15 protein-coding genes are annotated in these 11,538 nt (G+C 48.5%); 9 read left to right on the forward strand and 6 right to left on the reverse strand.

All coding sequences use genetic code 11. The annotated features are described in order from the left end of the window. Positions 1 to 21: 21 nt before the first annotated feature. The gene (locus tag GQ51_RS00945) at positions 22 to 351 is read left to right on the forward strand and encodes a Rieske (2Fe-2S) protein (protein WP_047548653.1); all 330 of its coding nucleotides are present in this window, start codon (positions 22 to 24) and stop codon (positions 349 to 351) included. A 95-nt stretch (positions 352 to 446) separates the two neighbouring features. Here GQ51_RS00945 and GQ51_RS00950 read toward each other — a convergent pair whose 3' ends face one another. Together GQ51_RS00950 and GQ51_RS00955 are read right to left on the reverse strand one after the other, a co-directional pair. Continuing rightward, positions 447 to 971: a hypothetical protein gene (locus GQ51_RS00950; protein ID WP_047548655.1), complete on the reverse strand. Its 525-nt coding sequence runs from the start codon at positions 969 to 971 to the stop codon at positions 447 to 449. A gap of 142 nt (positions 972 to 1,113) precedes the next feature. After that, positions 1,114 to 1,800 (reverse strand): peroxiredoxin, encoded by a 687-nt coding sequence (locus GQ51_RS00955; RefSeq protein WP_047548656.1) that lies wholly within the window; start codon positions 1,798 to 1,800, stop codon positions 1,114 to 1,116. A gap of 297 nt (positions 1,801 to 2,097) precedes the next feature. On the opposite strand from GQ51_RS00955, the gene GQ51_RS00960 reads away from it, so the two are divergent. After that, positions 2,098 to 2,721: a LexA family protein gene (locus GQ51_RS00960; RefSeq protein ID WP_047548657.1), complete on the forward strand. Its 624-nt coding sequence runs from the start codon at positions 2,098 to 2,100 to the stop codon at positions 2,719 to 2,721. 296 nt (positions 2,722 to 3,017) lie between these two features. On the opposite strand, the gene GQ51_RS00965 is transcribed toward GQ51_RS00960, so the two are convergent. Genes GQ51_RS00965 through GQ51_RS00975 form a run of 3 tightly spaced genes read right to left on the reverse strand, consistent with a single transcriptional unit; the run spans position 3,018 to position 4,580 of the window. Continuing rightward, the gene (locus GQ51_RS00965) at positions 3,018 to 3,431 is read right to left on the reverse strand and encodes a DUF6691 family protein (RefSeq protein WP_047548660.1); all 414 of its coding nucleotides are present in this window, start codon (positions 3,429 to 3,431) and stop codon (positions 3,018 to 3,020) included. A 6-nt stretch (positions 3,432 to 3,437) separates the two neighbouring features. Then, positions 3,438 to 3,854, reverse strand: a complete 417-nt coding sequence (locus GQ51_RS00970) for a YeeE/YedE family protein (protein WP_047548663.1) — start codon at positions 3,852 to 3,854, stop codon at positions 3,438 to 3,440. A 30-nt stretch (positions 3,855 to 3,884) separates the two neighbouring features. After that, positions 3,885 to 4,580 carry an MBL fold metallo-hydrolase gene (locus GQ51_RS00975; RefSeq protein ID WP_047548666.1) on the reverse strand — a complete coding sequence of 232 codons (696 nt, stop codon included), beginning with the start codon at positions 4,578 to 4,580 and terminating at the stop codon, positions 3,885 to 3,887. An 89-nt stretch (positions 4,581 to 4,669) separates the two neighbouring features. On the opposite strand from GQ51_RS00975, the gene GQ51_RS00980 reads away from it, so the two are divergent. The 7 genes from GQ51_RS00980 to GQ51_RS01010 all read left to right on the forward strand — a co-directional run bounded on the left by GQ51_RS00980 (position 4,670) and on the right by GQ51_RS01010 (position 11,091). Beyond that, entirely contained in the window at positions 4,670 to 4,987 is a 318-nt protein-coding gene (locus GQ51_RS00980) for an ArsR/SmtB family transcription factor (protein ID WP_047548669.1), read from the forward strand. A gap of 10 nt (positions 4,988 to 4,997) precedes the next feature. Further along, a complete protein-coding gene (locus GQ51_RS00985) occupies positions 4,998 to 5,339 on the forward strand; it encodes a TIGR01244 family sulfur transferase (RefSeq protein ID WP_047548672.1) in 342 nt (113 codons plus the stop codon). Beyond that, on the forward strand, positions 5,332 to 6,144 hold the full coding sequence (locus tag GQ51_RS00990) for a sulfite exporter TauE/SafE family protein (protein WP_052177628.1): 813 nt from the start codon (positions 5,332 to 5,334) through the stop codon (positions 6,142 to 6,144). The genes GQ51_RS00985 and GQ51_RS00990 overlap by 8 nt, the downstream gene beginning before the upstream one ends. Before the next feature lie 411 nt (positions 6,145 to 6,555). Beyond that, positions 6,556 to 7,692, forward strand: a complete 1,137-nt coding sequence (locus tag GQ51_RS00995; RefSeq protein ID WP_047548675.1) for a glycosyltransferase — start codon at positions 6,556 to 6,558, stop codon at positions 7,690 to 7,692. 214 nt (positions 7,693 to 7,906) lie between these two features. Beyond that, positions 7,907 to 8,842, forward strand: coding sequence for an O-antigen ligase family protein (locus GQ51_RS01000; RefSeq protein ID WP_152604094.1), 936 nt, complete (start codon positions 7,907 to 7,909; stop codon positions 8,840 to 8,842). A gap of 488 nt (positions 8,843 to 9,330) precedes the next feature. Beyond that, positions 9,331 to 10,242, forward strand: coding sequence for a bifunctional GNAT family N-acetyltransferase/nucleoside diphosphate kinase regulator (locus tag GQ51_RS01005; protein ID WP_047548681.1), 912 nt, complete (start codon positions 9,331 to 9,333; stop codon positions 10,240 to 10,242). Between the two features lie 336 nt (positions 10,243 to 10,578). Next, positions 10,579 to 11,091 (forward strand): hypothetical protein, encoded by a 513-nt coding sequence (locus GQ51_RS01010; RefSeq protein WP_047548683.1) that lies wholly within the window; start codon positions 10,579 to 10,581, stop codon positions 11,089 to 11,091. Positions 11,092 to 11,252: 161 nt separating this feature from the next. On the opposite strand, the gene GQ51_RS01015 is transcribed toward GQ51_RS01010, so the two are convergent. Next, on the reverse strand, positions 11,253 to 11,462 hold the full coding sequence (locus GQ51_RS01015; RefSeq protein ID WP_047548686.1) for a dodecin: 210 nt from the start codon (positions 11,460 to 11,462) through the stop codon (positions 11,253 to 11,255). Positions 11,463 to 11,538 lie beyond the last annotated feature (76 nt).

Here is an 11,538-nt window from a genome sequence, read left to right on the forward strand (position 1 = left end):
GGATATGACAGGAGGTAATATATGAGCGAATGGATCGATGTTGCCGCAGTTGAAGATTTCCCGTCCGGCAGTTTCCGCCTGGTGACAGCCAATGAGATGTCTATTCTTGTATTTAACCTGAGCGGCCGTTATTACGCGGTTGATAATATATGCACGCATGAATATGCGCAGCTGTGCGAAGGCAAGCTGGAAGGTGAACATATCATCTGCCCGCTGCATGGCGCCCATTTCTCGGTCATTACCGGTGAGGCGCTGACTGCGCCGGCTTATGAGAATCTACGCACTTTCCCGGTCAGGGTGACTGATGGCTGGCTGGAGGTTGATGCCGAAGCCGAATCGGATATTGCATAGCGCTGGCATGATGCAGGCATGAAGGCACCGCGGGGTAGTGACCCCCATTGTGGATATGGCCTACACTTGCAAGCGGCGCGGCGCCTGGCTAAGCGCTAGGGGAATATGACATGCTCGGTAGGCCAGATGCCGCTGAATGCCGCTTCAGGATGCTGGTCTGCGACCAGTTTGCGGATTTCCTGCACGCGGTGGAATGGCGCGAGCACAATCATCAGCACCTGCCCTCCGGCGATCCGTTTTTCGAATTGTTTCAGCTGGCTGTTCGGGATGCTGGTGGCGGCCAGTGCCGTCCACATGCCGCCGGCCACAAAGCCGACTGCCGTGCAGATCAGTATGGTGGCAACAAAAGGGATAGGCTTGGTATACCACCAGGTTGGCACCATGATGGCTACAAAACCCAGCGCAAGCCCAACCAGTGCTCCCAAGCCCATGCCGGTCTCCCATCCTTCAATCAGGTCGGTACGTTCGGAAACGGAAGCTTCCGGCAAATTCTGCATCGGTGTGCCCGGCTTTGCCAGAAAATGAATATGGCTGGCGTCTATGCGAGCCAACAGCAAGTCATTCAGCATTGCGTGCGCGCTTTTTACGTCAGGTAACATGAAATATAGTCTGCGGTTCATTTGAGTCTCCTTGTAACAGGGTCAAAAAATATAAAAGGTCAGCCTACCCACTTCCGTATGGCGGGGCATCATGTCGTAAAGCAGGTCTATCCTGAACTGTCTTATCCGGCCCGGCCGGTTTCCAGCGGCCATCGGTTCAGGGTCAGTGTCCTTTGCTTAACTGGCTGCCGGGCAGTTTCTTCATCGAAAAATACCAGTCGGAAACCTGGTATTCCGCATTGTCCGCACGCAGTTCAGCATCTTCCAGTGTCATCGGCGCCGGGATGATCACATCCTGGCCGCTGGTCCAGTTGGCAGGGCATGCCACTTTATTGGCGTCGGCTGTCTGCAGGGCGTCGATTACGCGCATGATCTCAGCGAAATTACGGCCTACGTTCATCGGGTAGTAAATCATGGCGCGCAGTACGCGTTTGGGGTCGATGAAAAATACACAGCGTACAGTGGATGTGTTACTGCTTAACTCATGGATCATGCCGTAAAGACGTGATACTTTCTGGTCAAGGTCGGCAATGATGGGGAATCTGATGTTAACCCCGAATTTATCCTGGATGTTGCGCATCCAGGCAATATGGCTGTAGATACTGTCTACCGAGCAGCCCAGCAGGGCTACGCCTTTGTGCTTGAACTCATCCTGCTGTGTGGCAAACGCCATCAGTTCTGTTGTGCAGACTGGCGTAAAATCGGCCGGGTGCGAGAACAGGATAACCCATTTGCCCTGTTCCCATTCCGATAGACGTATCATGCCATGCGTCGTCTGCGCGTCAAAATCGGGAACAGGCGCATTTAACTCTAACCTGACCGGTGCGGTATCTACTGAAGTTGCAGTCATGGCACACCTCCTTGTCCGTATACCGAAGCAATGCACTTAAGGCAATGTGCCGAGGTTTACGTACCAGTTCCGGACATTGTTCAAGCATTACTTACTCACATAAGATTAGGCCGCATCATGCAGTAAAAGTTCTGGTGGATTCCAGTTGTTTGCTGTGCTTTCATTTATGCATGGTTTACGCATGGCCTGATGGTTTCCATGATGGATACGATAGGTCAATTTCCATATCGGCATGGTGTCGATAATTAAATGACAGGATTGCCTTTCAAATCTGCTTATTGTTGTTACAATAATCAAATGAGTGACGTCCATCATAAAAGTACCGGCAAGCATGGGGGTGTCCGGCAAGGTGCCGGTCGCAAACCCGGCACCGGTAAGTTCGGCGAACCGACTTCGGTGTTGCGTGTGCCTTCCAGCCAAACCGCGAATATTAAAAACTTCTTAACAGCCTACCAGCAAAAACGTATGAAAACAGATTTAGACAGTGTCGGTGAGTTTGAGTATCCCAGCATGGAGATGGTGCCGGTACCTTTGCCTTTATATTCTTCCAAAGTCTCAGCTGGCCTGCCTAGCCCGGCTGACGAGCATGTGGAAAAACGCCTGGATCCAAGCGAGTTCCTGATTGACCGTAAAGATTCGACCTTTTTTGTCACGATCCAGGGCTACTCCATGGTCGATGCAGGGCTGCTGCCGGGAGACAAGGCGGTTGTTGACCGCTCCAAGCTTGCATCCGTGGGGGATATTGTATTGGCCGTGTTAAACGGTGAATTTACGATTAAGACCCTGAGCCGCCACAAATCAGGCGCTCCCAGGCTGCTGCCTGCCAACTCAAGCGGTGAGTATGTCCCCATAGAAATTACCGAAGACATGCAGTTTGAGATATGGGGCGTCGTTATCGGGTCGTTCCGTCGCTTTAAATAATCCTTTTATGCCTGTTGGCGGTTGCTGCCAGGCGTTTGCGGGGTCGCGCCATCCTTGATTAAATAATCACCATTGCTGATTATCCATCACCAAACAGTCACTTATGCGGCTTACCCTAAGATGATTAACAGCGTTATCCACAGATAATGTGGGTTGCAGGAGGCGTTAATTATTCTGCCCCGCCTGATCTTGCCGTTTAAACCGCTTTGTTTGAAGTTCTCTGACCCATAACCGCTGCCAAGTCATTTCAAATGAACCTGGCATGCTTATTGGAATGCGTAATGATGACCCATGGTCTAGCGTTTAAGCAGTCGGTAGATTGCCATGCCGATCAGCATGGCAATGACAAACAGCAGCACTTCAAAACCTCCGGTAGCAATGGATGCTATGGCAGGGCCCGGACACAAGCCGACCAGCCCCCAGCCAATACCAAACAGCACGGCCCCTATTATCAGCGGCAAGTCGATTTGCCTGGCGGTTGGCAACTGCATCTGCTCTTTAATCAGGCTCAGGGATAAACCGCTGGCTTTTCTGAACGCAAAAAAGCTGACGCCAATCGCGCCAATCATCACGAACATCAATGAAGGATCCCAATCACCGAAGATATCGAGAAAGCCAATCACCTTGGCCGGATTGGTCATGCCTGAAAGAATCAGGCCGATGCCGAATAGCAAGCCCGCGAATAATGCGGATAGATTTTTCTTGAACATATTGCGTTAGCCCATGTGATGCGTGATGTAAACGGTGGCAATACCGGCTGCCATGAATACTGCGGTGGCAATGATGGAGCGTCTGGACATTCTGGCAATGCCGCAAACGCCGTGACCGCTGGTGCAGCCGGAGCCATAGCGGCTGCCTATGCCAACCAGCAAGCCTGCAATGATAATCTGCAGATCGGGTACAGCAAGCTTCGCTGCAAACGGCTGACTGAACAGCATGTATGCAAACGGTGACAGCACCAGCCCGGCAAGAAAGGCCATGCGCCAAGGCACATCAGATTTGTGTGCATCGGCTATGCCACCAAGAATGCCGCTGACGCCGGCAATTCTGCCGTTAAGCAGAATCATCATCGAAGCGGAGAGTCCGATGAGAATACCGCCGATGAGTGATGCAATAGGGGTGAAGTCTTCCATATATGCTCCTGGTTCAAATCAACGCCATATTTAGCCGTGCTGCACATCGGGCACGCCGCATTTGCGGTTGGCAGGCACAGCAATGTCGATCATTTTAGGTTTGGGCAGATTAAGGTTTGCCATCAGTTCAATGAATTCATCTCTGGTTTTATTGGCCAGCCGCGGGTTAATGCCTTTTTCCTGCGCGATTGAGCTGACGCGCCTGCCGTTATAATCGTGCCCCGGGTAAACCAGCGTTTCACCAGGCAGTGTGAACAGGCGTTTAGTAATGGCATCGTAGAGTTTACCTGCGTCCCCACTCTGGAAATCAGTACGCCCGCAGCCGTTAATCAGCAGGCTGTCGCCGGTAAACAGGCGGTCGCGCCACAGGAAGCTGACACTGCCTGCTGTATGCCCCGGGGTGGCAATCACCCGGATGCTCTCTTCGCCAAATGTAATCACATCCCCGTCGTTGAGCTGAATATCCGCCGTGTCAGCACCGCAGGCTGTGCTGACGGCTGTTTTTGCCTGCGTGATGTTCTTCAGCTTGCCTCCACCGGTAATGTGGTCGGCATGCACATGGGTTTCCAGTGAATACAGCAGTGCTAACCCATGCTGGTTAATGATCCCCAGATAGTCATCAATATTTTCGGTAACCGGGTCTATCAATACTGCCTGCCTGCTGTTTGCATCTGCAAGCAAATAAGTGAGCGTGGATGATGCTTCATCATAAAATTGTCTGAACATGATTATTTCCTTTGCAAAAATATGCTTGCGCTATTATACACATCAATATACAATTTTATATATTATATTTACTTTAATCAATACTGACGATGCAAAACAAAAATATTGATTTTGATGCGCTGAGAACTTCTGCCGATAAAGCCTGCACCTTAATGAAAATTATGGCAAACAGTGACCGCCTGATGCTGCTGTGCCAGCTGTCACAACAGGAAATGTCAGTGGGCGAACTGGAACAGGCGCTGGATATTCGCCAGCCTACGCTTTCGCAGCAGCTTACTGTGCTGAGAACAGCCGGTCTGGTGAATACCAGGCGTGAAGGCAAGAATATTTATTACTCCATTTGCAGCCAGTCTGCATTGGCTATCATGAATGTACTTTATCAGGAAATTTGCCTGAAGAAAGAATAAGGAGCAGATGATGCAGATTCATAAACTTAATGAGAACTTCAGCTTTACTGCACAGATTACAGCAGCTGATATTGCTGAACTGGCCAAACTTGGCTTTAAAACCATTATCAATAACCGCCCTGATGGCGAGAGTGAAGACCAGCCATCCAGCGCTGATCTGGCAGCCGCGGCGCAGGCACATGAGCTAAACTACGTGCATATCCCGGTGATTCCCAACCATATTCAGCCTGCGCAGATACAGGCTTTTCTACACACGTATCAGACATCGGCCAGGCCCATCATAGGCTTCTGCAAAACCGGCAATCGCGCTTCCACTTTGTGTAGGCTGGCATTGGAAGACCATGATGGCTGATCCTGCCATCATAGCGGCGCTGATCGGCCTGTTTATCGGCTTGCTGGTAGCCGTCACCGGAGCTGGCGGCGGCATATTATCCGTACCGCTGCTGATGTTTTTTCTGTCGCTGAGCATGCAGCAGGCCGCCCCCATCGCGCTGATGGCAGTTTTTGCTGCAGCTGCTTATGCCAGCGTCATCGGCCTCAGGCAGGGGATTGTGCGCTACAAGGCAGCTACGCTGATGGCGATTAGCGGGGTGATACTGGCACCGCTGGGAGTGATGGCTGCACATCAATTGCCATCACTGTTGCTGCAATTATTGTTTGTTGCGGTACTGGTATATGTAGCAGGCATGGTATTGATTAGAGAAAAAGATCACGTGCATATGAAAGAAGATATCTGCAGCACGGTCGCCCCCTGTGAAATCAACCCGGTAACTTCAAAATTTTTTTGGACAACCAACTGTATCAAGCGACTGACTATCACCGGTGGCGTTGCTGGGTTTCTATCAGGTTTGCTGGGCGTAGGCGGTGGCTTTATCGTAGTGCCCAGTATGCGCAAAATCAGCAACCTTGAACATCGCATGATTGTAGCGACTTCACTTGCGGTGATTACACTGGTGTCCCTTGCCGGCATCGTGTCTTATGCCGGGCATGCAGATATCAACTGGAATATCGCCCTGCCGTTTGTAGGGGCAAGTCTGGCGGGCAGTCTTGCCGGGCGACATTTTTCCGGAAAGCTGTCGCCGCGTGCCAGTCACGTAATCTTCGGCATGATGGCCATTACCATTGCAGCGAGCATGCTGCTTAGAATCATTCTTTAAGATAAGTCGTGGACAATAAGGAGCTATAACGGGCAGACCACGGTTAATGATGGGGTTTCGGCATGTGAGTTAAAAAAACACGGACTGTTCCAGATTGCTGTCCGCTGCCAGGCATTCGCGAAGACGCCTCCATCCTTGATTAAATAATCACCATTGCTGATTATCTATCACCAAACAGTCACTTATGCGGCTTACCCTAAGATGATTAACAGCGTTATCCACAGATAATGTGGGTTTGAAATTTACAATGTTAATGATTGTAAATTCAAATGTAATAATTTCCCATTTAAACTTTGGCGGTATATGATGTCACATTGGTTGATTGCCGCTGACAGCCTTAGCGTAATTGTTTGCATTATCCCCATGATTAAAAGTGCTGCATTCATTTCAAAATAATTTTAATGATCCATAATGAAGAAGTTGATTAAGATTTTACAATTACAGCCATTCTATAACGTTAAGTCCGATGACACTTCAGATCTGGCCGAGCAAATCGTCAATGCCTTTCCCAAAGATAAGTATGAAGTAACATCGGCTTACTTGAGCGGTAACCCAGGGGCTACCGGGTATAAGAGCAGCGCTGCGAAATCTCATTATTTTAATTTCAAGCAAAAGGATCTTAAAGGATTAAGAATCAAGCCGCTGTATGAGATTTATAAACATTGCAAAGAAAACAATTACGATGCGGTGATTTGCAATAGGTTTAAAACTGTAAGCCCCATGCTTCAGCTTAATAAGTTATTAAAAATACCATTATGTATAGGAATATCACACATCATGGATGAGTACGCGAGGAACTACCGCAGGTTGCAGGTAAGGTTGCTTGCAGACAGCAGGTGGCATATGGTGGCGGTGTCAGGGGCAGTTAAAGAAGTGTTGATCAGTTACAGGTGTGGTTTTAATTCGCACAATACATCTGCGATCACCAATGCGATCGATACGCAGAAACTGATCGGGCTCATGTTAACTAAACAGGAGGCTAGAAGTAGGCTGGGCTTGCCGTTAGACCTGAAAATTATCGGGGCCATCGGCAGGTTGGTCGGGGTTAAAGGGCATGAGTATTTGATACAGGCCTTTGCCGCTATTGAAAATGATTACCCTGATGCAATTCTAGTTATCATTGGCGAAGGTGGAGAACGAAACAGATTAACCCGATTGATCAATGATCTGAATATCAGTCACAAGGTCTATTTATTGGGTTCTAAAGAAAATGCAGCGCATTATATTAAAGCTTTTGATATTTTTACGATGCCTTCTATTCAGGAAGGATTGGGCCTGGCTTTACTTGAGGGGATGTGTGGCAGCCTGCCTGTCATTGCATCTGATATTCCCGCAATGCGGCCGCTTATCAACGGTGCAGGCGGGGCGGCAGTAACGCCTAAGGATGCGCATGCATTGGCGGAAGCAATCCGCGATTATTTAGATCTTAACGAGTCAGAATTAGCGCTTAAGGGAAGTAACTGCCTTGATTATGTATTGCACAATCATACGATTACCCAATATCGCCAAGATTTTTTAAGTTTGATCGAGAGACATATTCGTGAGTGAATCTGCAAATGGAATTGTGAGGTTACTCAACGATAAAAGATACTGGAACGGTATTTTTATTATCTGGATTTGCAGTTTCTTCATATTGCCTGATGCTACATCGGTAAGACTTCTGTTTTATTGCTTTATTACGATCCCATCACTTTTCTTAATCAGCCAGATCAAAATATCCCAGCATGCAAAATTTGGTTTGCAGAAGTCATTATTGGTTTTAATGATCGCAATCCTGCTTGCCAGTTCACTGCATCATGACCTGCTAAAGCAAATCAAGTATGTCGGGATACTGATCCTGTTTTACTTTGCGGTAAGCAGGCTGGATGTCTCGAACCTTAAGGATGTCTGGAGAGTTGCCTGGTTTTTCCTGGCAATCACATTTGCTTATATACTCATTAATATGTTGCTGAAAAGCCAAACAAATGAATATGGCTTAGGCCAGCGGCTGAGTCATTTAAGCGGAAAGATCAGTAATCCGATATTTGTAACAGACTTTATGGCAATCATGCTGGCCGCAATTACGGCATTAAGCCTGAAACTTCAGAAATTCAGATCATTAATATTGGCTCATTTTCTTGTGCTTTTATTCAGCCTGCTGGTATTGCAGTCGCGTAGCATTATCCCGGTATGGATTGCGATTCTGGGGCTCACCATATTGGATATTCGATTGGTGAATGGTCAGTATAAATACATCATGGTCAGCCTGCTTTTATTATTGGCGTTTATAACGGCTTTCATCCTGATGAACACAGATATCGGAGCTGCAATATTACAAAGAGGCGATAGTTACAGGCTGGAAATATGGAGCGCTTATATCGCAGCTGCACGTGAGTGCGGGGTCGTTGTTGGCTGTGGCAACCTTGACAAATTCCAGTTCATTGCTAAAGATGGATTACGTATCTCGCACGCACACAATATTTTCATAGCCTATTTCTTTAAATATGGATTGATAGGGCTGATTCCATTATTGTCAGTGGTTGTTTGGGCCGTTTATTATGGTTTAAAAAAAATACCCTGGGCTGCCTGGATGTTGATTGCAGGCGTCGTGAGCTTATCTTTTGACGGAAACAATATATTGAAAAGAGCGAATGAAACCTGGTTAATATTTCATTTGCCGCTAGCCATAATATTGGCCGCTTATTTCGAAGGGCTTTGACCTGCGGGTTGGTTGCCGAGCTAGATACTGTCGGACAATACGCACCGCCTACGCAGTATTTATGGGCTCTACACATCTATTGCAACCTTAATTCTTTATCGCATTGGAAAGATTAAGTAACCTAATAAGTCTAAGTCGTTAAATCCTAGCATGGTTATTCGAGCCTATATTAAATCAATGACCGTCCACTTTGTCCGGCAAATTTGCCAAAGGCGTGTTAATCCGAAAGCTGACTGTTAACTATAGAAGCTAACTGACTGTGATCGGCCCGTTGCTGCCATTCACTCAAATGCCCCTAAACGACCGCTAAGCTGTGAGTTCGATCTCTGCAACGAACTAACGGTAGGCCCTATTTCCGCACGAAACCGAGCGGTCAAGCAATGCCTCGACTTAGCATTCGCGAAGCCCTATAATAAAAACTTTGTCGAAAGAACCGTCATGGCCGCAGCCATGAAGGGCTTTCATTCTTTCAGCTAAGTGTGGTGAAGATGAGTAAGCCTTTCATTTCCCTGTGTCCCGAGATCACTAGGGCAGACGCGCTCAAGCTCATGGACTGGTTAGAAGACGAGTGCGTCACCCGCTACCTGAGCGATTCGCGCCATGTCTCCCGGTTCATCGAACAGGTTATCGGACGGGTCCAATTGCCTATCCTGACCCATCTGTTCAACCAGGGCGGTCGGTTCTTCATGGCCTACGACCAGCATGACGTGCCTGTGGGGTTCGTACGCCTCGTCAAGACAGGCACGGACTGCGAAATGGTCCTGGTCATCGGCAACCGCGACTCTTGGGGGCGAAAGCTCGGGGCCAGCACCATCCGCGAAGGCATGAAGCTCGCGTTCTTCGAAATGCGGGCCGATAAGCTCATTGCCAAGATCCACGTGGAAAACATACGCTCGCTGAGGGCTTTCGAGCGCTGCGGCTTCCTGCTTGAAAGTCAGATGCCTAGCATGAAGTCCTTCACCATGACCTCTGAGCGTTATCTTCGGCTCTTGCGCGAAAGTTCTGCGGATCATGACAGCGGCATCCAGATCACCGAAATCGACAAAGCACGGCTCACGAACCTGCTCGCGCTCGAACATCCCTCGGCTGTTTTCGAACTTGAGCATGAGATCGAGCGAGCCATCATTGTCGATTCGTACCAAGTGGCGCAGGATGTCGTCACGATGAACTCCAGGGCCCTAGTGCAGTTGGACGACGAGGAAGTGGAAGTCGCCGTGGTCTACCCAGAGGAAGCGGATTGCAGTGACGGGAAACTGTCGGTTTGCTCAGATATTGGTACCGCGATACTGGGCTACAAGGAGGGCGATGCCTTCGACTGGCGCATAACGAACCGTACCCGCCATATTCGGATTGGGAAAGTGCTTTATCAGCCGGAGGCCGCAGGCGATTTTCACCTATAGGTTCGCACGCTTCGCCATAGTCGCCGATCGCTGAAGTCAAAAAAACCTAAGCTGAACGACAGCTTTGTCCCGCTTAGTTGCCGTTCATGCATAATTATCAACTGCCCCTGTTGACAAAATGGGAGCATTCATAAATTTTCAACGTGACAGTTTTGTCACGTTATGACGAGTCTAAACAAGTAAATGCGGGCCTAAAACACTATATAAATGATGATTTTTAAAGTTGAAAAAACACTATAATCTACGTAGCGCATCATTAATTAAATGCGTTCCAATCACTATTGAGTGTGGGTATCGCCTGTTAAGTGATAAGTTAATCTGTAAAGGAAAAATGTAATGAAATTGAATGCGTATGCAGCATTATTCGCAGGTTTTATATTCGCAAACCATGCAATGGCTGAAAATAGCACGCTCAAAACCGCGGTTGGCGGCGGCGTAGGCGCTGCAGCTGGTACGGCGGTTGGCCAGGCTGTCGGCGGCAGCACCGGTGCGATCGTAGGCGCTGCAGTTGGTGGAGGTGTCGGCGGTGCTGTGACCACTAAAGGCGACGCACGCACGGGCGCAATCATCGGCGGTGCTGCAGGCGGGGCGACCGGAGCGGTAGTCGGGCAGAAAGTCGGCGGCAGTACGGGCGCAATCGCGGGGGCAGGTGTTGGCGGAGCGGGTGGGGCGGCTGTCGGCAAGGCGATTGCTGAACCGGATAATAAACGTGCTTCAGTGCGAAGAGGCAGTGGTGTTTATAGTGGTGTATATTATGACGATTCATATCCTGTGAAAAAAGGACATCCGGGTAATGGTCATGCTTATGGGCATTACAAAAATAAAAATAAACATAAGCATAAACATTAATTCCTCACGTTAACTGGATAAAACAAATGAGGCGCCTTAAGGCGCCTCATTTGTTTTATTGCTGCATTTTTTATGGTTTCTTATCGGTTGGCTGTTGTTTGCTTTTTCAGGCGTTGGCTGGCCTAGGCAATTACAAGCGCCTGGTTTGTTCGAAAATAGCTTTATTCTTCTATTCTAAAGCCTACTTTAATCGTGACTTGAAAGTGGGCGACTTTACCGTCCACAATGTGGCCGCGCGTTTCTATGACTTCAAACCAGTTCAGGTGCTTCAGTGTAAGCGATGCCTTGGTGATGGCTGTCTGGATTGCGTCATCTGAGCTGATGGGGGAAGAACCTACCAGTTCGATCACTTTATAAGTATGTGCTGACATATACCCTCCAATGTGTTGATGAAAGATTCACACTGCCATAATAGCGCTAATTCAAATATAAAAACACCGCTTATTC

The organism is Methylotenera sp. G11, assembly GCF_000799735.1.
GTDB lineage: Bacteria > Pseudomonadota > Gammaproteobacteria > Burkholderiales > Methylophilaceae > Methylotenera.